Annotated in this window: 15 protein-coding genes, 1 pseudogene and 1 riboswitch; of the genes and pseudogenes, 6 read left to right on the forward strand and 10 right to left on the reverse strand. The window is 70.9% G+C overall.

The window, feature by feature from the left end; genetic code table 11:
- A partial coding sequence (locus NON22_RS08120) for a hypothetical protein (protein WP_257386428.1) occupies window positions 1–1,078 on the forward strand: 1,078 nt, incomplete at its 5' end.
- Here the strand turns inward: NON22_RS08120 and NON22_RS08125 are convergent.
- The 10 genes and pseudogenes from NON22_RS08125 to recN all read right to left on the reverse strand — a co-directional run bounded on the left by NON22_RS08125 (window position 1,075) and on the right by recN (window position 12,731).
- Complete coding sequence (locus tag NON22_RS08125; protein WP_257386429.1) at window positions 1,075–1,647, reverse strand: histidine phosphatase family protein; 573 nt, start codon at window positions 1,645–1,647, stop codon at window positions 1,075–1,077. The genes NON22_RS08120 and NON22_RS08125 overlap by 4 nt on opposite strands.
- Complete coding sequence (gene cobT / locus NON22_RS08130) at window positions 1,647–2,699, reverse strand: nicotinate-nucleotide--dimethylbenzimidazole phosphoribosyltransferase (RefSeq protein ID WP_257386430.1); 1,053 nt, start codon at window positions 2,697–2,699, stop codon at window positions 1,647–1,649. The genes NON22_RS08125 and cobT overlap by 1 nt, the downstream gene beginning before the upstream one ends.
- Before the next feature lie 73 nt (window positions 2,700–2,772).
- On the reverse strand, window positions 2,773–3,288 hold the full coding sequence (cobU, locus tag NON22_RS08135) for a bifunctional adenosylcobinamide kinase/adenosylcobinamide-phosphate guanylyltransferase (RefSeq protein ID WP_257386431.1): 516 nt from the start codon (window positions 3,286–3,288) through the stop codon (window positions 2,773–2,775).
- Window positions 3,276–4,742: a cobyric acid synthase gene (locus NON22_RS08140; RefSeq protein ID WP_257386442.1), complete on the reverse strand. Its 1,467-nt coding sequence runs from the start codon at window positions 4,740–4,742 to the stop codon at window positions 3,276–3,278. Before NON22_RS08140 ends, cobU begins: the two co-directional genes overlap by 13 nt.
- A gap of 231 nt (window positions 4,743–4,973) precedes the next feature.
- Window positions 4,974–5,954, reverse strand: a pseudogene (gene cobD / locus NON22_RS08145) (threonine-phosphate decarboxylase CobD); the annotation flags it as partial.
- Between the two features lie 67 nt (window positions 5,955–6,021).
- Window positions 6,022–6,930 carry an adenosylcobinamide-phosphate synthase CbiB gene (cbiB, locus tag NON22_RS08150; RefSeq protein ID WP_257386432.1) on the reverse strand — a complete coding sequence of 303 codons (909 nt, stop codon included), beginning with the start codon at window positions 6,928–6,930 and terminating at the stop codon, window positions 6,022–6,024.
- A gap of 10 nt (window positions 6,931–6,940) precedes the next feature.
- Window positions 6,941–7,558: a cob(I)yrinic acid a,c-diamide adenosyltransferase gene (cobO, locus tag NON22_RS08155; RefSeq protein WP_257386433.1), complete on the reverse strand. Its 618-nt coding sequence runs from the start codon at window positions 7,556–7,558 to the stop codon at window positions 6,941–6,943.
- Entirely contained in the window at window positions 7,555–8,136 is a 582-nt protein-coding gene (locus NON22_RS08160) for a hypothetical protein (protein WP_257386434.1), read from the reverse strand. Before NON22_RS08160 ends, cobO begins: the two co-directional genes overlap by 4 nt.
- 66 nt (window positions 8,137–8,202) lie before the next feature.
- Entirely contained in the window at window positions 8,203–10,050 is a 1,848-nt protein-coding gene (btuB, locus tag NON22_RS08165) for a TonB-dependent vitamin B12 receptor (RefSeq protein WP_257386435.1), read from the reverse strand.
- Window positions 10,051–10,190: 140 nt separating this feature from the next.
- Window positions 10,191–10,393: riboswitch (cobalamin riboswitch) on the reverse strand.
- 664 nt (window positions 10,394–11,057) lie between these two features.
- The gene (gene recN, locus NON22_RS08170; protein ID WP_257386436.1) at window positions 11,058–12,731 is read right to left on the reverse strand and encodes a DNA repair protein RecN; all 1,674 of its coding nucleotides are present in this window, start codon (window positions 12,729–12,731) and stop codon (window positions 11,058–11,060) included.
- Window positions 12,732–12,823: 92 nt separating this feature from the next.
- Between recN and hrcA the strand changes: the two genes are divergently transcribed.
- The 5 genes from hrcA to NON22_RS08195 form a co-directional block, all read left to right on the forward strand.
- On the forward strand, window positions 12,824–13,882 hold the full coding sequence (gene hrcA / locus NON22_RS08175; RefSeq protein WP_257386437.1) for a heat-inducible transcriptional repressor HrcA: 1,059 nt from the start codon (window positions 12,824–12,826) through the stop codon (window positions 13,880–13,882).
- Window positions 13,883–13,985: 103 nt separating this feature from the next.
- Window positions 13,986–14,525, forward strand: coding sequence for a nucleotide exchange factor GrpE (gene grpE / locus NON22_RS08180; RefSeq protein ID WP_257386438.1), 540 nt, complete (start codon window positions 13,986–13,988; stop codon window positions 14,523–14,525).
- A 121-nt stretch (window positions 14,526–14,646) separates the two neighbouring features.
- Window positions 14,647–16,560 (forward strand): molecular chaperone DnaK, encoded by a 1,914-nt coding sequence (gene dnaK / locus NON22_RS08185; protein WP_257386439.1) that lies wholly within the window; start codon window positions 14,647–14,649, stop codon window positions 16,558–16,560.
- Window positions 16,561–16,671: 111 nt separating this feature from the next.
- Window positions 16,672–17,799: a molecular chaperone DnaJ gene (dnaJ, locus tag NON22_RS08190; protein ID WP_257386440.1), complete on the forward strand. Its 1,128-nt coding sequence runs from the start codon at window positions 16,672–16,674 to the stop codon at window positions 17,797–17,799.
- Window positions 17,800–18,001: 202 nt separating this feature from the next.
- Window positions 18,002–19,408, forward strand: a 1,407-nt coding sequence (locus NON22_RS08195; protein ID WP_257386441.1) for a hypothetical protein, incomplete at its 3' end; no start/stop codon positions are given.

The following is a 19,408-nucleotide window of genomic DNA, read 5'->3' on the forward strand; positions in this document are numbered from 1 at the left end:
GTCGGCGACGGCGGCGGCCGCGGCACTGACGGCGCCGCAGGCGATCGTGAAGCAGGCGCTGGGCGGCGAGGCCGAGCCCGAGCTCACGCCGGCCGTGCGCGATGCCATCGTTGTGCTGAAGCAGACGCTGGCCCGGCTCGTGGATGCCGAAGCCGCCTGTCTGGCCGAGGCGAAGCCGCAGCCCGGCGCGTTCGCGCAGGCCCTGGCGGCGCACGTCGGCACGGCGCCGGCGACGACCGGGGCCGAGGCTCCGACGGGGAAGCCGCGTTTCGACGTGCAGCTGCTGCAGGCCGGCGCGTTGCTCAGCGTCGTCGCCCGTTTCGACGTGCCCTGCGGCGAAGACGCGCTGTGGCTGCTGTACGAGCGCCGCGCTGCGCAGTGGCGGCCGGCGCTGCAATGGACCGGCGCGGCCTACGATCGCATCGACAGCGCCTGGGGCGCGTTCCAGTACGCGGTCTCGCCGCGCGACGCCGACGGCCGCTGGTTCGTCGCGACCGCGCATGTGCGGCCGTGGTGCAGCTCGGCCTGGTCGGTCATCGATTTCGCGATCGCACGGCCCGGTGCCGCCGCCGTCAAGCCGCAGGTGCTGCTGGCCGAGAATCACGGCATCTGGTGGGGCGGCGACGATCTGGGCCGCCTGAGCGTGGACGCGGCGCATGCGGAGCTGCGCTTTCATGGTTCCAGCGTCGACCTGGACGTGCACAACCGCGAGTACGTACGCCGCTACGCGGTGAACGGCACGGCAGTCGAACGCGTCGCGCCGGTCGCCTCGTCGCCGCGCGGCTTCGTCGACGAATGGCTCGTTTCGCCGTGGGCGCAGGCGCAGCGCTGGTCGGCGGCCGATACCGCGCTGCGGGCGGCCCATGCGCAGCTGCAGTCCCTGCGCAAGGGCGGCGCGACGCTGATCTTCGGCGCGACGCGGCAGTGTGCCGACGGCGCCGTGCAGGTGGCGCTCGACGTGGGCAGCGGCAAGCGCGTTTTCCGCATCGCCGGCGAGCCTGCCCGCTATCGGCTGACGGCCGTCGCGACGCGGGAAGATCCGTCCTGCACGCGCGAACTCGCGGAGCCGGAGCCCTAGACGCAGGCGCCGCGGCGTTCGTCGCCGCGCGTCGCGGCCCCCGGCCAGGCGACCGCGTGCAGCGACGCGTTGGCGATGCCGGTTTCGGCCATCGCGCCGAACGGCAGTCCTGCCAGGCGGCATTGCACCCAGCGGATCACGGCGCCGTGGGTCAGCACGAGCACGCGCTGCGCCGGATCGGCGTTCGCGGCGTCGAGCGCGGCGACGACGCGCCGGCCGAACGCGGCGAAGTCTTCGCCGCCGGGCGGCGGGCACCGTTCGGGATCGGCGCGGTAGCGCGCGAGCGCGTCGGGCTCTTCGCGTTGGAGGTCGTCGATGCGGCGGCCCTGCCAGGCGCCGAAGTCGTATTCGACGAGGCGCGCGTCGAGACGCAGCGGCAGGCCGCGTGCGGCACCGAGCTCGCGCGCGAAGTCCGCGCAGCGCCGCTGGGTGGAAGAAACGAGAAGGTCCCAGTGGGTGTCGGCCACGGCCGCGCGCGACTGCGCCCAGCCCAGGTCGCTGAGCGCATCGTCGAGGCGGCCGCGATAGCTCGGCTGGCCGGTCGTGCCGTGACGCATCAGCACGAGCATCAGGCCTTGTCCGAGACGCCGGCTTCGGCGAACGTGGCCATGCCGGCGTGCAGCGCGCAGGCCAGCCGCAGCAGCGGGACGGCGACGCCGGCGCCGCTGCCTTCGCCGAGGCGCAGGCCGAGATCGAGCAGCGGCTGCGCCTGCAGCGCGGCCAGCACGCGCGCATGGCCGGTCTCGGCCGACCGGTGGGCGAACAGCAGCCAGTCGCGGCAGGCCGGATTCAGACGCACGGCCGCGAGCGCGGCGATCGATGCGATGAAGCCGTCGACGAGCACGGCGACGCCGCGCTGCGCCGCGGCGACGTAGGCGCCGGCCAGCGCGGCGATCTCGAAACCGCCGAGCCGGCGCAACGCCTCGCGCGCATCGGCGACGTGACTGCGGTGCAGCGCCAGCGCCTGCGCGATCACGTCGGCCTTATGGCGTATGCCGGCCGCGTCGAGGCCGGTGCCGGCGCCGGTCAGTGCGAGCGGGTCCGCGTCGAGCAGGGCGCAGGCCAGCGCCGTGGCCGCGGTCGTGTTGCCGATGCCCATCTCGCCGCCGACGAACAGCTCGGCGCCGGCATCGGCGGCGGCATCGGCGCTGCGCCGGCCCGCCGTCAGCGCCTGGGCGAACTGCGCAGCGTCCATCGCCGGCGCCTCGAGGAAATTCGCCGTCGCCGGCGCGATCCAGTCGCGGCGCACGCCGGGCAACGCGCCGGGATCGTTGACCGTGCCGAGGTGCACGACGTCGAGCGTTGCGCCGAGCTCGCGCGCGAGCACGCTGATCGCGGCGCCGCCGGCGGCGAAGTTGCGCACCATTTCGCCGGTCACGGCCTGCGGGTAGGCCGATACGCCGGCCGCGGCGACGCCGTGGTCGGCCGCGAACACGGCGATGTGCACCGAAGCGAGCCGGGGGCAGGTCCTCGCCTGCAGCGCCGCGAGCGTGACCGCGAGCCGTTCGAGCTCGCCGAGCGCGCCGGCCGGCTTGGTCAATATCGCCTGGCGCGCGAGCGCGGCCTCACGGGCGGCCGCATCGGGACGGCGTACGGGGTGTTCCAGCCAGGCGAGGTCCATGGCGAAGGCCTTTTGAAATGTCGAAGGAAAATTCAATCGCCGCGATGCGCGGCGCGGGCGCGGCCGGATCGGCTCACAGGCTGCCCTTGAGCAGCTGCGGGAGCCCGGCGATCGTGAACACCACGCGCTCGCAGCGCGCGGCGAGGTCCTGATGCAGGCGGCCGGCTTCGTCGACGAAGCGCCGCGTCAGCGCACCGAGCGGCACGACGCCCTGGCCGACCTCGTTGCTGACGAGGATGAGCTCGCCCGGAACGTCCTCGACCGCGGCGAGCAGCGCCGCGCGTTCGGCGGCGAACAGCGTTTCGTCCTTGCGGCAGAGCAGGTTGCTGAGCCACAGGGTCAGGCAGTCGACGAGGATGCAGCGCGCCGCGTGCGCTTCGTGGCGCAGGGTGCCGGCCAGCTGCAGCGGCGTTTCGCGCAGCTGCCAGTGCGCCGGCCGGCGTTCGCGGTGATGCGTGATGCGCGCGGACATCTCGTCGTCGCCGGCCGCGGCCGTCGCGACGTACAGCACGGCGTCGTGCGCCGCGGCCAGGCGTTCGGCCAGCGCGCTCTTGCCCGAGCGGGCGCCGCCGAGGATCAGGGTGCGCATCGGTCGTCTCCGGGGTCCAGGTCGAGCAGGCGCCGCAGCGCGGCGAGGTCCAGATGGGCTTCGACCGCATCGGCCAGCCGGTCGAGTGCTCGCTCGCGCAGCGCCGCGCGGTCCACGGCCTGCGCATCGGCCAGGCCGGCCCAGCGCAGCAACGCCGTGCCGGCCGGGGCCGTGTCGAACAGGCCGTGCACATACGTCCCGGCGATGCGCCCATCGTCCGACAGCGCGCCGTCGGTGCGGCCGTCGGCGAGCCGCAGCAGCGGGCGCGAGAGCGCCGCGCCGCGACTGACGCCGCAATGGATTTCATAGCCCTCGACCGCGGCGGCGGCATCGGTCAAACGCAGCTCGCCGTGCACGCGGCGCAGCTGCTTGTCCGGTTCCAGAGTGGTTTCGAGATCGAGCAGGCCGAGGCCGGCGCTGCTGCCGGCGGCGCCTTCGATGCCGTGCGGATCGTGGATCTGCCGGCCGAGCATCTGCAGTCCGCCGCAGATGCCGAGCAGCCTGCCGCCGTAGCGCAGGTGCGTCTCCAGCGCGGCTTCCCAGCCGTTGTCGCGCAGCCAGGCCAGATCGGCACGTACCGATTTGGAGCCGGGCAGCACGATCAGATCGGCCGGCGGCGGAGACTGGCCCGGCCCGACGTAGCGGAAGTCCACGGCCGGGTGCAGGCGCAGCGCGTCGAAATCGGTGTGGTTGCTGATCCGCGGCAGCGCCGGCACGACGACGCGCAGCGCGGCGTCGCGGCCGGCTTCGCGCGGCAGCGCATCTTCGGCATCGAGATCCAGGCCGTGCAGATACGGCAGCACGCCGAGCACGGGCTTGCCGGTCTCGCGCTCGAGCCAGTCCAGGCCCGGCTGCAGCAGGCCGGGGTCGCCGCGGAAACGGTTGATGACGAAGCCGCGCACGCGCGCCCGTTCGCTGGGCGAGAGCAGCATCAACGTGCCCACGAGATGCGCGAACACGCCGCCGCGGTCGATGTCGGCGATCAGGATCACCGGGCAGTCGACAGCTTCCGCATAACCCATGTTCGCGATGTCGTTCGCGCGCAGGTTGATTTCGGCCGGACTTCCCGCGCCTTCGACGACGACGGCGCGGTACTGCCGGACCAGGCGCCCGTGCGAGGCAAGCACGGCCTGCAGCGCGGCGCGCTTGTAGTCGTGGTATTCCGCCGCCTGCCGGTTGCCGATCGCGCGGCCGTGCACGATGACCTGGGCACCGAGATCGCTGTCGGGCTTGAGCAGGATCGGATTGAAATCCGTATGCGGCGGCAGGCCCGCGGCCTGGGCCTGCAGCGCCTGGGCGCGGCCGATCTCGCCGCCGTCGACGGTCACCGCCGAGTTCAGCGCCATGTTCTGCGGCTTGAACGGCGCGACGGCGACGCCGCGGCGGTACAGCCAGCGGCAGAGGCCCGCGACCAGCGTGCTCTTGCCCGCATCGGAGGTCGTGCCCTGGACCATGAGCACGGCGGCGCGGCGGGATGCCGGTATCGCTGCGGCGGGAGAAACCCCATTTCCATCCAACCCGCCGGCCCGTTGCGCGCTCCGAATCACCGGAACCGGCGCCTCCGGGTGGCGACTCACTCGCCCTGTCGAAAGGGAGGGCTCTTGGAAACCCCTCCCTTCAAGGGAAGGGAGTGGATGGGTTCCCGCCGAAGCCACCGCGGTGACTTGCACTGTCGTGACTCGCGCCGCGGCCGCGTGCGCGAGCGCCTCGGCCAGCCGGTCCCAGGCCGCTTCGTCGCCGGGCAGGCCGAAACGCAGGCTGGCCGGCGCGTCGAAGCGGCGCGTCAGCACGGCCTCGCGCGCGAGCGCCTCGTGCCAGTACGCGGCATCCGGCGTGCGTATCCAGTGGAACAGGTCCGTTGCGCCGCTGACGGCGAGGCCGTGCCGTTCGAGCAGGCCGCGCAGGCGGATGCCGTCGGCCGCGAGCGACGCGCGCGCGGCGGCCTGCCAGTCGCGATCGGCGAACGCGTGCTGCAGCAGCCAGCGCGTCGGCGCGGCGACGGTCCAGGGACCGAGCCGTTCGCGCAGGCGCGCGAGCAGCGATTCCCCGGCGAGGACGAAACCCGCGCGCGCGCCGGCGAGGCCGAAGAACTTCCCGGGCGAGCGCAGCACGACGAGCCCTTCGCGGCTCGTATGGGCGGCCAGGCTGCATTCGGGGGTCATGTCGACGAAGGCCTCGTCGACGACGAGCCAGCCGCCGCGCGCGGCGAGGCGCGCGTGCAGCGCGAGCAGCGCATCGATGCCGACGCGGGCACCGGTAGGATTGTTCGGATTGACGATCACGGCGACGTCCGCATCGACGTCGCCCGACGCCAGTGACGCCGCATCCGTCGCGACGACGTCGTGGCCGGCGCGCCGCCAGGCCTGCGCGTGCTCCGCATATGACGGGGCGAGTACGGCGACGCGTGCGGGTTCGCGCAGCCCCGGTAGCGCCTGTATCGCGGCCTGCGTTCCGGACGTCGGCAGCAGCGCGCGGCAGCCGTAGTAGTCGCAGGCGGCGGCCTCGAGTCCGTCTTCGTCCTCGGGCAGCCGCGTCCAGACCTCGCGCGGTATCGGCGGCAGCGGCCATCCGCGCGGGTTGATGCCCGTCGACAGATCGATCCACCGCGACACCGCTATGCCGTACTGCGCCGCGGCGCGATGCAGGCGGCCGCCGTGCTCAAGCATCGGGCGTCTCCGCTGCGGCGCGCTGCGCGAACGACGCCCGGTTCCATCGGGCACCGTACAGCGGCATTCAGAGGGCCTCGATCAGGAACGCGCGAAGCATGCCGGCCGATAGCAGCGCGGCAAGCCACAGGGCGACCGCACGATGGACCAGCGCGAGGGCGCGACGTATCGCCTCCGCGTCGGGTGCCGCCCCGCCGCCGAGTGCGGGCCGCTCGTGCCAGACGCCGTCGTAAGGCGCCGCGCCGCCGAGCCGTACGCCGAGCGCGCCGGCGCCGGCGGCCATGACCGGTCCCGCGTTCGGGCTGTCCCAGAGCGGCGCCTGGCGGCGCCAGCAGTCCATCGCAGGGCGGTAACGGCCGGCCAGCGCATAGGACAGCGCCGTCAGCCGGGCAGGGACGAGATTCAGCAGATCGTCGAGCTTCGCGGCGGCCCAGCCGAAGCGTTCGTAGCGTTCGGTGCGATAGCCCCAGAGCGCGTCGAGCGTGTTGACGAGCCGGAACGCGACCACGCCGGGCGCGCCGGCCACGGCGAACCAGAACAGCGCGCCGAATACCGCGTCGTTGCCGTTCTCGAGCACCGATTCGGTCGCGGCCGTCGCGACCTGGGTCGCGTCGAGATCTCCGCTGTCGCGGCTGACGATGCGGCCCACCGCGGCGCGGGCTTCGTCGAGCCGGCCGTAGTCGAGCGCGTCGGCGACCGGTTCGGCGTGCTCGCGCAGGCTGCGCAGGCCGAGCGCGAGATACAGCGCGAACGCGGCGAAGGCCGAGCCGAAGAACGGCAACGACTGCAGCCAGGCCGCGAGCAGCACGAACGGCGCGACGGCGAGCACGACGGCGCAGATGCCCGCAGCGCGGCTGTCGCGGTACAGGCGCGCTTCGAGCGCGTTCGCGCAGCGGCCGAAGCCGACGAGCGGATGCCAGCGCCGCGGCTCGCCGAGCAGGTGGTCCAGCAGCAGTCCGAGCACCAGTGCGGCCATGTGGAGCGGCCTAGAGCTCGATGCCTTTCTGTGCCTTGATGCCGGCCGCATAGGCGTGCTTGACGACGTTCATCTCGGTCACCGTGTCGGCGGCCTCGATCAGCGCCGGCGGCGCGGCGCGGCCGGTGACGACGACGTGCTGCCGCGGCGGGCGCGCCGCGAGCGCGGCGAGCACCGCGGCGAGATCGACGTACTGGTATTTCAGCGCGATGTTGAGCTCGTCGAGCAGCACGAGATCGAACGCCGGATCGGCCAGCATCGCCGCGGCCTTGTCCCAGGCCGCGCCGGCGGCGCGGATGTCGCGTTCGCGGTCCTGGGTCTCCCAGGTGAAGCCTTCGCCCATGACGTGGTAGCTGACCTCGTCGGGGAAACGCCGGAAGAACGCTTCCTCGCCGGTCGCGAAGCTGCCCTTGATGAACTGCACGACGCCGACGCGAAAGCCGTGGCCGAGCGCGCGCGCGACCATGCCGAAGCCCGACGAGCTCTTGCCCTTGCCGTTGCCCGTCGTGACCACGACGACGCCGCGCTCGATCGTCGCGCGACTGATGCCCGCGTCGACGACGGCCTTCTTGCGCTGCATGCGTTCGCGGTGGCGCTGGGCCGCCGCGGCGTCTTCGGATTCGCTCACGCCTGCTTGGCGCCGGCCTGGCGCTCGCCGAGCGCGACCACGCCGATCGCATGGGCCAGGCCGAACACGGCGATGTAGGCCAGCGCCACGCCGACGAAGCTCGGCATGTAGCGCAGGAAGTTCTGCACGTAGTCGGCGAGATTCGCGTCGGCGACGCGGCCGCCCATCCAGTAGAACGAGCCGTTGGAGACGAGGAAGGAGAGAAGGCAGCTGGCCAGCGCGATCAGGCCGGCCGGAAGCGCGGTCGACGGCTGCGGCTTGTACAGCTTCTTCGCGTAGAACGCGCCGCCGTACCAGAGCACGCCGTAGGCGACCACGAGCATGGAATAGGCCGGCGTGACGCAGAAATCGCTGACGCCGGCGAGGCTGATCGCGATGTAGTCGATGAGGCCGGCCTCGAGCAGCAGCAGCGGCAGCGCGACCGTGCCGGCCAGGTAGAAGCCTGCGACGAAGAAAATCGCCATCGACGCGTCCGGCAGGTGCAGCGCGCTGCCGAGATGGTGATAGCGGGTCACCAGCATCAGCGCCATCAGGGCGAGCAGGATCAGCGATTGCTTGGCGGTGGGCAGGAACTTCATGGACTAACTCCTGGCGGCGAAAGGAAAGCGCTCGGCGGCGGCGGGATGGCCGCCGCCGTCGCCGGCTCAACGGGCCGGACGGTAGCGCAGGGTGACGAAATAACTGCGACGGGGCTGATTGTAGAACGCGGCGGTCTCGTAGTCGTGGTCGGCGACGTTCTCGACGCGGGCCTGCAGCAGCCAGTCGGCCGAGAATGCGTATTCGGCGCGCAGATCGACGGTCGCATAGCCGCCGAGGCGGCGGGCGTTGGAGAGGTCGTCGTAGCGTTCGCCCTGCGCGTTGACGGTCGCGCCGAGGCCGAACGCGCCGAAGCGGCGGTCGAGGTCGATGCGCGCCGATTCGCGCGCGCGCCGCGGCAGTTCGTTGCCGTGGTAGATCGTCGCGCCGTCGTTCTTCGGATCGAGCAGGGTCAGGCTGCCGTCGAGGTTCCAGCCGGCCAGGCTCGTCGCCCAGCTCGCCTCAACGCCGCGTATGCGCGCCTCGTCGATGTTGCCGGGCGCGAATGTCGCCGCGTCGTAGGCGATCAGATCGTCGACGCGGGTCTGGAACGCGTGCAGCTCCCAGCGACCCGCGCCTGCGCGGCCGCGCAGGCCGACCTCGACGCTGCGCGATTCCTCGGGTGTCAGCGCGGCATTGCCGAAGCCTGGGAAATACAGTTCGTTGAAGGTCGGCGCCTTGAATGCGGTGCCGTAGCTCGCGACCAGGCGCAGGTCGTCGTTCAGCGCATAGCCCCAGGCCAGGCTGCCGGTATCGTGCGCGCCGAACTGCTCGTTGTCGTCGTTGCGCAGGCTGGCCTGGATGTCGTGCGCGCCGAACTTGGCCTGATACTGGGCGAACACGCCGGTCACGTTGCGCGAGCGTTCGTCGTAGGCCGTCGTGCTGTCGACGCGGTCGTCGAGATAGTCCGCGCCAATGCTGAGGAGCTGCGCTTCGCCGACGCCGATGTCGCCCTGCAGCGAGTAGCTGTCGCGGCGCGTGTCGAACTTGCTCTGGAAGACGCCGTTGCCGTAGTTGTCCGAGTAGTCCTCGCTGCGGCCGGCGCTCACGTTGACGACGAGGCGCTCGTGCGCCTGCAGGCGCAGCTTGCCGCCGACGACCTGCTGGCGGTAGATCGATTCGTTGACGAAGCTGCCGTCGTACGTGTTGCGGCCCTCGGCGCGCAGCGCGTTGGCCTGCAGGTCGCCGGCTTCGCCGAAGCGCCAGCCGCCGCTCAGGGACAGCGAGGAATTGCGGTAGGGATCGTCGTCGGGCTCGTCGGTGAAGCAGCCGGCGCCGGGGTTGGGCCGGCAGGAATTGAAGCCGTCGGTGTCGCTGTGGGCGAGGTTGGCCGACAGCCAGCCCCGTTCGCCGTTGAGGCTGAGCCCCGCGCTGGCTTCGCGCGTGTCGTGGCTGCCGATCGTCGCGGCAAACTGCGGCAGCAGGCCCTGGCCCTGGCCCCGGCGCGTGAAGATCTGGATCACGCCGCCGATCGCTTCGGAGCCGTACAGGCTCGAGCGCGGGCCGCGCACGATCTCGATGCGTTCGATCTGCTCGACCGGCAGGTCCTGGAACGCGGCGCTGCCGGCCGTGGCCGAGCCGATGCGCACGCCGTCGATCAGCACGAGCAGATGATCCGATTCGGCGCCGCGCAGGAACAGCGAAGCCTGCTTGCCGGGGCCGCCGTTGCTCGACAGCGACACGCCGGGCAGGCCGCGCAGCAGGTCGATCAGCGAGCGCGCCTGCAGGCGCTCGATGTCCGCGCGCGTGATCACGTTGACCGGTGCGAGGCTGTCGTCGACGGTCACGGCCGTGCGCGTGGCGGTGACGACGATGTCGTCGAGCTCGGGCGTATGCGGTGCCGGTTCGGCCAGCAGCGGCGCGGCGGGCAGGGTCAGGAACGCGGCGACAGCCGCGCAAAGCGTCTTGCGGTGCATGAGTCTTCCTCCGCGCTCACCCGCGCGGTCGAACGGCGAAAAGTCCGGTTCGCGGAAGGAAGACGGCAGCGGAGACGGGGCCGGTGGCTCGTTCGCCGCGGCGTCGCCCTCCGCGACACCACCAGGCCCGGCTCGCGGCGCGAGCCTGACCGCTGCAGGCCGGTCTCCGGACTCACGAGCGGAGCGATGCTCCGGCGCGGCGCCTTCCCGGATCGCTCCAGTGGCGTGATGCCGCGCTTGACTCGTTTACCGTTGCGGGGGCAGTGCCGGGATTCCACCGGCTTCCCGTTTAAGCGTTCGGACGTCCAGACGTCCTCGCGCCACCTGAAAGCGCGCGGATGGTAGCAGGCCGTCCCCCGATACACCATGCCACGGCCGGCCCGGCGTCGGCTGGGCGGGCGGTGACGGTGTCCGCCATCATCGCGACCCGGCGCCGGGCGAGCCGCCGGAACGGATCGACGCCGACGGCCTGGTGCCGAACGGCCGTGCCTGTTTCCACAACGGTACGCGCGGACGTCGCCGCCGCCTATCCGGACCAGCCCTTCGCACATCGCGCCGGCTGGACGTTCGCGCTGCGGCGCAGCGCGCTGCCGGCCGGAATGCCTGGCGACAGCCTGCAGATCCACGTGATCGCGCGCGAGCGCGGCGACCAGCGACTGCTGCTCGGGCGGCGGCGCGTGCAGCTGCGCGCAGCGCCCGATCCCGACGCCTGCCACGTCCGCTGCCGCAAGCCGTCCGATTCGCTGTATATCGACGCGCGCTCCAACGTGTTCCCGTATTCCGACTGCCATACGGACCAGCCGTTCGGCCAGATGTGCGAAGGACTGTCGTTCGAGGAGGTCTGGCACGATCCGCGGCTCGCGGCGCTGCGTCTGGACATGGTCGCCGGCAACGAACCGGGCATGTGCGTGCGCTGTCCGCTGTTCATCGACCGCGCCGTCGACGACGCGGCCACGTTCGCCGCGCACGCGGACTTTTCCACCGAGTCGATGCGCTGGGCGGCGCGCTCAGTCGCGCGCGGCGCGCTCGAGCATCTGCCGCGCGTGGGCCACGGTTTCCTTGGTGATCTCGATGCCGCCGAGCATGCGCGCGATCTCGTCGCGGCGGGCCTTGTCGTCGAGCGCCTCGATCTGCGTGAAGGTCTGGCCGTCGACGGCGTGCTTGCTGACGCGGAAATGCTGGTGGCCCTGGGCGGCGACCTGGGGCAGGTGGGTCACGCAGAGCGCCTGGCGCGCGCTGCCGAGGCGGCGCAGTTTCTGGCCGACCACTTCGGCGACGGCGCCGCCGATGCCCGAATCGACTTCGTCGAACACCATGGTCGCGACGTCGTCGAGGCCCAGCGCGGCGACTTCGATCGCGAGGCTGATGCGCGACAGCTCGCCGCCGGAAGCGACCTTGCGCAGCGCGCGCGCCGGCTGGCCCGGATTCGCACTGACGAGGAACTCGCAGCGTTCGGCGCCGAGCGCGTCGGGATCGGCCTTGGCCGCGGGCTCCAGCGCGACCTCGAATCGGCCGCCGGCCATGCCGAGCTCGCCCATCAGGCCGCTGATCTCGCCGGCCAGGCGCCGCGCGGTCGCGGCGCGGCGTTCGCTGAGCCGGCGTGCGGCCTCGCGGTACTGCTCGGCCGCGGCCGAGCGCTCGCGCTCCAGCGTCGCGAGCAGCGAACCCGCATCGCGCAGGGATTCGACTTCGGCGCGCAATTCCTCGGCGCGGCCGCGCAGCTCGTGCATGGGCAGGCGATGGCGCCGTGACAGCTCGTGGAGCTTGGACAGCTGCGCCTCGGCCTCGGCCAGGCGCTCCGGATCGAGTTCCAGGCCGTCCTGGTAGCGCGACAGCGCGTCGGCGATCTCGCCGAGCTGGATTTCGAGGCTTTCGATCATTTCGGCCGTCGCGGCCAGCGCCGGATCGAGCTCGGCCAGTCGCGCGAGCTCCTGGCGCGCGCGCGCCAGGCTGCGGCGCAGCGCGAACTCGCTGTCGCCGTCGACGAGGTCGGCGACGCCGGCGCTGCCGCTGACGAGTTGGCCTGCGTTGGCCAGGCGCTTGTGCAGGTCGTTGAGTTCGGCCAGCTGGGCTTCGCCGAGCGCATGGCGGTCCAGTTCCTCGAGCTGGCGTTCGAGCAACGCCAGGCGCTCGCCGTTGTCTTCGCCGGCGCCGAGGCCGGCCATGCGCTGGCCGAGCTCGCGCCAGCGCCGTGCCGGTTCGCGTACGGCGGCCAGCTCGGCCGAATGGTCGCCGAACGCGTCGAGCAGGCGCAGCTGGTGGCCGCGGTCGAGCAGGGCCTGGTGTTCGTGCTGGCCGTGGATCTCGATCAGGCGTTCGGCCAGCGCCGACAGCTGGGCCAGGGTGACCGGCCGGCCGTTGATCCAGGCGCGCGAGCTGCCTTCGGCGCGGATCACGCGGCGCAGCTGGCAGGCGCCGTCGTCGTCGAGCTCCTCGGCCGCGAGCCAGTCGCGCGCGGCCGGCGCCGCGGCCAGGTCGAATTCGGCCGTCAGCTCGGCGCGTTCGCAGCCGCTGCGGATCACGCCGGCGTCGGCGCGGCCGCCGCTGAGCAGCAGCAGCGCGTCGACGAGCAGGGACTTGCCGGCGCCGGTCTCGCCGGTGACTACGCTGAGGCCGGGGCGGAAGCCGATGTCGGCCTCGCCGACGATCGCAAAGTCCTTGACGTACAACGAGCGCAGCATCGCGTTTCCCGGCGGCATGGCGAGGGCGCGCACTCTAGCGCGAAGCCGTCTCAAGGCCCAAGACGCCGGCCGCGGCCTGCTATGCTGGCCGCATGTCGCGACATGCTCCCCACCTACCGCTCGATGCGCGCGCGCGCCAGCTGCTGCGTGCCCTGGTCTCGCAGTACGTGGCCGACGGCCAGCCGGTGGGGTCGCGCGCGCTGGCGCGGACCTCGGGCCTGGACGTCAGCCCGGCGACGATACGCAACGTGATGTCGGACCTGGAGGAGCTCGGCCTGGTCGCCGCCCCGCATACCTCGGCCGGGCGCGTGCCGACCGTGCAGGGCTACCGGGTCTTCGTCGACTCCCTGCTGGAGGTGCGTCCGCTCGGCGAGCCCCAGGTCGAGGAACTGCGCCGCGAGCTGCCGGCCGTGGCGACCACGCCGGACCTGCTCAACAGCGCGTCCTCGCTGCTGTCCCAGGTCACCCATTTCGTCGGCGTCGTCACCGTGCCGCGGCACCAGGAGGTGCCGTTCCGACTCATCGATTTCGTGCCGCTGGACCAGCGTCGCACCCTGGTCATCCTGGTGTTCGTCGACGGCCAGGTGCAGAACCGCGTGATCGAGCTCGAACGGGCCTACTCGGCCGGCGAGCTCGAACAGGTCGCGAACTACCTCAACGCCCAGTTCTCGGGCCAGCGCCTGGACGAAATCCGCCTGCGCCTGCTGCGCGACATGCAGGAAACCAGCAACCAGATGAACCGGCTCATGGCCTCGACCGTCGAACTGGCCCAGGCCGCGTTCCAGACCGCGCCGCAGCCGGACATGTTCGTCGCCGGCCAGACCAATCTCATGGGCGTCCACGACCTGTCCGACATGGACCGCCTGCGCGAACTGTTCGAGGCGTTCCAGCGCAAGCGCGACCTGCTCGCCGTGCTCGAGCGCTGCGCCCGCGCCGAGGGCGTGCGTCTGTTCATCGGCGAGGAATCGGGCTTCGCGGCGTTGGACAAATACAGCCTGGTCACGGCGCCCTACGGCGTGGAGGGACGCGTGCTCGGCGTGCTCGGCGTCATCGGCCCGACACGCATGGCTTACGAGCGCGTCATCCCGGTGGTGCAGGCCACCGCGCAGATCCTGTCCGGCGCCTTGAACCGGAATCAGGCGCCCCAATAGCAAGCGGGCTTGTCAACCCGTATCATGCCGCGCTTTTCGCGGGTGACCGGTTCCTAGGACATCCCGCGCCCGTGGGGACGGGAAGCTACTCGCTGGAGTTGGAATGCAAAACACCGAATCGACCGCGCCCGAAGGGGCACAGGGGGCCGAAGGCATGTCCGCTGCCGAGGCGGCCGTCAACGCCGACATGGAAGCCCTGAGCCGGCAGCTGGCCCAGGCCGAGACCGCCGTGGCCGAGATGCGCGACGTGCTGCTGCGCGAGCGCGCCGAGCTGGAAAACCAGCGCCGCCGCCTGCAGCGCGATCTGGAGCAGGCGCGCAAGTTCGCCAACGAACGCCTGCTGTCGGACCTGCTGCCGGTCTACGACGGCCTCGAAAGCGGCCTGGCCGTCGAGACGACCGACGTCGCCGCGATGCGCCAGGGCCTGGACCTGACCCTGAAGGCGCTGCTGAAGGTCGGCGAGGCCAACGGCCTGAAAGCGCTCCGGCCGACCAATGCGGCGTTCGATCCGGCGCTGCACCAGGCCGTCAGCATGATCGACAGCCCGGCGCACGCTTCGGGCACCGTCGTGAACACCTTGCAGACGGGCTACGTGCTGAACGACCGGCTGCTGCGGCCGGCCATGGTCGTCGTCGCCAACTGATCGGGATTCCGGGCGGTCGGGCAGATTGCCCGGCCGCCATCTTGAATAACCGCTGCGCGGCTACAGATACCGCGGCAGCAGCGATCCGGCAGGATCGGGAACCACTTCGAGGAGCTAAGCAATGGGCAAGATCATCGGCATCGACCTGGGCACGACGAATTCGTGCGTGGCGATCATGGAAGGCAATACGGCGCGCGTCATCGAGAATTCCGAAGGCGACCGCACGACGCCCTCGATCGTCGCGCTGACCAAGGACGGCGAGACGCTGGTCGGCGCGCCGGCCAAGCGCCAGAGCGTCACCAATCCCAAGAACACGTTCTATGCGGTGAAGCGCCTGATCGGCCGCAAGTTCACCGATGCCGAAGTGAAGAAGGACCTCGACCTGGTGCCGTACGCGATCGTCGGCCACGAGAACGGCGATGCCTGGGTCGCGACCAGCGACGGCAAGAAGATGGCGCCGCCGGAAATCTCGGCCAAGGTCCTCATGAAGATGAAGAAGACCGCCGAAGACTTCCTCGGCGAACCGGTGACCGAAGCCGTCATCACGGTACCGGCCTATTTCAACGACTCGCAGCGCCAGGCGACCAAGGACGCAGGCCGCATCGCGGGCCTGGAAGTCAAGCGCATCATCAACGAGCCGACCGCGGCCGCGCTGGCCTACGGCCTCGACAAGGCCGGCGGCAAGGACAAGAAGATCGCGGTCTACGACCTCGGCGGCGGCACGTTCGACGTGTCCATCATCGAGATCGCCGACATCGACGGCGAGAAGCAGTTCGAAGTGCTCGCCACGAACGGCGACACCTTTCTCGGCGGCGAGGACTTCGACAAGCGCGTCATCGACTACCTCGTCGAGGAATTCAAGAAGGACCAGGGCATCGACCTGCGCAACGACCCGCTCGCGCTGCAGCGCCTGAAGGACGCCGCCGAGCGCGCGAAGATCGAGCTGTCGTCCTCGCACCAGACCGAGGTCAACCTGCCGTACGTGACGGCCGACGCCTCGGGTCCGAAGCACCTGAACATCAAGCTGACGCGCGCCAAGCTCGAAGCGCTCGTCGACGACCTCGTCAAGAAGACGATCGAACCCTGCCGCATCGCGCTCAACGACGCCGGCCTGCGCGTGTCCGACATCACCGAGGTCATCCTCGTCGGCGGCATGACGCGCATGCCGAAGGTGCAGGAAGCGGTCAAGGACTTCTTCGGCAAGGAGCCGCGCAAGGACGTCAACCCGGACGAAGCCGTCGCCGTCGGCGCGGCGATCCAGGGCGGCGTGCTCGGCGGCACGGTCAAGGACGTGCTGCTGCTCGACGTGACCCCGCTGTCGCTCGGCATCGAGACGGCCGGCGGCGTGTTCACCAAGCTCATCGAGAAGAACACGACGATTCCGACCAAGGCCTCGCAGATCTTCTCCACGGCCGACGACAACCAGACCGCCGTGACCGTGCACGTGCTGCAGGGCGAGCGCGAACGCGCGAGCGCGAACAAGTCGCTCGGCAAGTTCGACCTGTCCGGCATCGAACCGGCGCCGCGCGGCATGCCGCAGATCGAGGTCGGCTTCGACATCGACGCGAACGGCATCCTGCACGTCCAGGCCAAGGACAAGAAGACCGGCAAGGAACAGCGCATCGAGATCAAGGGCAGCTCGGGCCTGTCGGACGACGAGATCCAGCGCATGGTCCGCGACGCCGAGGCGAACAAGGAAGAAGACAAGAAGTTCCACGAGCTCGTCGGCTCGCGCAACAAGGCCGACCAGCTCGTGCATGCGGTCCGCGACGCGATCAAGAACCACGGCGGCAAGGTCGCCGACCAGATCGGCCGCATCGAGGAAGCGCTCAGCGATCTCGAGAAGGTCATGAAGGGCGACGACAAGGCGTCGATCGACTCGCGCACCACGACCCTGGAACAGGTCGCGCAGCCGCTGTTCGCGGCGGCCCAGGGCGGCGGCGACGCCGGTCCGCAGGCCCAGACCGGCGCCGGCGCGGCAACCCAGGACGACGTCGTCGACGCCGAGTTCACCGAAGTCAACGACAAGAAGTAAGCCGAAAGGCCGCTGAAACGCAAAACGGACAGTCCGCACGGCTGTCCGTTTTGTTTATCGGCGCGGCAGTAGCGATTCGAGGGGAATGCCGGCACGTCGGCGACGATCACCATGACCAAGCGCGACTACTACGAAATCCTCGGCGTCGAGAAAACGGCGGACGAGGACGACCTCAAGAAGGCCTTCCGCCGCCTGGCGATGAAGTACCACCCCGACCGCAATCCGGACGCCGACGCGCAGGAGAAGTTCAAGGAGGCCAAGGCGGCCTACGAGGTCCTCTGCGACCGGCAGAAGCGTGCGCTCTACGACCAGTACGGCCATGCGGCGTTCGAGCAGGGCGGCATGGGCGGCGGCCGCGGCGGCTTCCACGGCGCCGACATGGGCGACATCTTCGGCGACATCTTCGGCGACATCTTCGGCGGCGGCCGCGGCGGCGGCCGGCCTCGCCGCGGCTCCGATCTGCGCTACGTCATCGAACTCGATCTCGAGGAAGCCGTGTTCGGCGTCGAGCGCACGATCGAGGTGCCGACTCTCGTCGCGTGCAAGACCTGCGACGGTTCCGGCAGCAAGGACGGCAAGACGTCCACCTGCACGACCTGCCGCGGCCACGGCCGCGTGCGCATGCAGCAGGGCATTTTCTCGGTGCAGCAGGTCTGTCCGCACTGCGCCGGCACCGGCAAGACCGTCGCGAACCCGTGCAAGGACTGCCGCGGCGAAGGTCGCGTCGAGGATGAGCGGACCCTGCAGGTCAAGATTCCGGCCGGCGTCGATTCGGGCGACCGCATCCGTCTGACCGGGCAGGGCGAGGCCGGCCCGGCCGGCACCGAGCCCGGCGATCTCTACGTCGAAGTGCGCGTGCGCGAGCATTCGATCTTCCAGCGCGAAGGCGACGATCTCTACTGCGAAGTGCCGATCCGCTTCGCTCAGGCCGCGCTCGGCGCCGAGCTGCGCGTGCCGACCCTGGACGGCGACGCCGTAATCAGCCTGCCGGCCGAGACCCAGACCGGCAAGCTGTTCCGGCTGCGCGGCAAGGGGGTCAAGAACGTGCGTTCGGGGCGCCTCGGCGACCTGCACTGCCGCGTCGTCGTGGAGACGCCGGTCAAGCTGACACGGCGCCAGCGCGAGCTGCTCGAAGAACTCGAAAGCACGATCGAAGGCGCCGAGCCCGGCGCACACACCCCGCGCGCGAGCTCGTGGTTCGACGGCGTCAAGCAGTTCTGGGAACGCATGACCTCGTAAGTCTGCCGATGCGTCGACGAACGCCGTTTCCGTCACTCGTTGCCGAAAGCCGCTTCCGTTCAGAGGCGGCTTTTTCGTTGCCGGATTCCCTGCCCGATGTCGACGTCGCGCACGGCGGTTGCACCGTGCGCCCTTGCTAGACTCCGCGACGCCGTCGCGCACGCAGGGGCGTTCGCCGGCGCACGCCCGACAGGGGAATCCGATGGTGCTGACCGCTGCGCAGAAGAAACTGTTCGCCGAACCCGACGGCCGGATCGTCTGGGACGCCTATCTGCGCAATCGCGAGGCCGACGTGGCGAAGATCGAAGCGGCGCAGCTCGCGAACTTCGGTCCGGACACGCCGCTGGACCAGTTGCTGGATCCGGCGATCCTGCAGCGCAACGCCGTGCCGGCGCTGTTCCGCTACGACACGCGGACGCGTGTGCTCGCGATCCTCAAATGGCACGGCGCCGGCGCGCTGCCGGCCATCGACCGCCTGCTCGACGTCGACGACCGGCGCGCTTCCGGCGACGACCTGCGCCTGCTCAAGGCGATCCATTCCGACGCGGCCGTCGAGCGGCTGTTCAAGTACCTCTCGCGTCTCGAAGCGCGCGAGGCGATCGCCGATCACGCGCGGCGCTGGCCGCTCTACATCCTGCGCCGGCTGCTGCGCCTGAAGCCCAATCGCTCGCAGCCGGCCGCGGAGCTGATCCTGCAGCTGCTGCAGGAAAACCCCGACTGGACCGCGGCGCTCGAGCAGACCTGCGACGCCGACGAGAAACGGGTACTGCAGGCGTTGCAGCAGCCGCGCGAGCCGGTCGAGGAGGCCACGCCCGAGGATCTGCCCGAGGTGCTGCGCGCACCGACCTGGCGCCATCGGGCGGCCTTGCCCGCGGTGCCGGAGCTCGCGTTGACCTCGCTGTCGGCGCCCGCGCGATTTCACTGGGAGCATTGGGGCAGCGACGGTCCCGGCGTGCTCGATCCGGACCGGTACTACTACAAGGGCGACTACGCGCACCTCGTCGACTACGACATCGCGCGGCTGGCCGACCGGCTGCCATCCGGCGCCGCGTCCTGGGATCTGCCGCGCAAGACCTTGTGGTTGCTCGGCATCAGGCCCGAGGCGTTCGATCGCGTTCTCGCCACGCAAGCCGCCGATGCGGACGTGTTCCAGTCCGTGCCGGAAAAAACCAGCGGTGCCGGACCGCGCCTGCTGGCGCATCTGACGCCGAGGTTGGCCGCGTCCATCCTCGAACACGTGCCGTCGGGCCGCTGGATCTTCTACAGCTGGAGCTCCGAGCTGCCGCAGCTCGTCTACTGGCTCGGCGAACGCCTGCTCAGCAGCCTGCGGCGCTGGATGCCGCAGATCTCGCGCCAGGATCTGCGCCTCGTGAACTGCATCGAATGGGACGGGCTGGCCGCTGATCTCGCGCAGTCCTACTGCCGCAACCGCTGGATGCGTGAAGGCGCGTTCGCCTGGCTGCGCCGCTACGACGAGAGCGCCGCGCGCGTGCTGATTCCAGCCGCGCTGGGGCCGGCCGGCGCCGCGCGCGACGTGGCGCGCCGCACCTTGCGCGATCTGGCCGCGACCGACAGCCGCAGCGCGATCGAGCGGGTCGCCGCGGCCTAC

The sequence above is a fragment of the Tahibacter caeni genome (assembly GCF_024609805.1).
Taxonomy (GTDB): domain Bacteria; phylum Pseudomonadota; class Gammaproteobacteria; order Xanthomonadales; family Rhodanobacteraceae; genus Tahibacter; species Tahibacter caeni.